The organism is Bowmanella yangjiangensis, assembly GCF_017255015.1.
In the GTDB taxonomy this organism is placed as follows: domain Bacteria; phylum Pseudomonadota; class Gammaproteobacteria; order Enterobacterales; family Alteromonadaceae; genus Bowmanella; species Bowmanella yangjiangensis.
Genome location: NZ_JAFKCS010000799.1, coordinates 1 through 328, shown reverse-complemented (window position 1 = coordinate 328; position 328 = coordinate 1). Strand labels below are relative to the sequence as shown.

Genomic DNA, 328 nt, shown 5'->3' with positions numbered 1-328 from the left:
CGGAGACGAACCACAGCGCCATCAGCAGACACAGACCGATGCCCAGCCAGCGATGCCACAGGTAGAGGTAGCGTTTCATGGCTGCTCTCGTCAGAACCGCGACTGCAAGGCCAGCTCGAACGAGCGCGGCGCCCCGAGGAACAGCATGTCGCTGCTGGCCCAGCTGGCGTACACCTCATCGGTGAGGTTGCGCGCGCGCAGCGTCAGGCGGCTGTCGGCGTCGACCCGATAGCTGACGAAGGCCCCGAACAAGGTATAGGCAGGCGCCTTCAACTGGTTCGCCGCATCGGCATACACGGAGGCGACGTAGCGGCTGTCGACGCCGACC

General features: G+C 65.5%; 1 pseudogene. It reads right to left on the bottom strand.

Annotation, left to right across the window (positions count from 1 at the left end):
- Positions 1–90 precede the first annotated feature (90 nt).
- Positions 91–328 (bottom strand): annotated as a pseudogene (locus J0A65_RS26735) (TonB-dependent siderophore receptor); the annotation flags it as partial.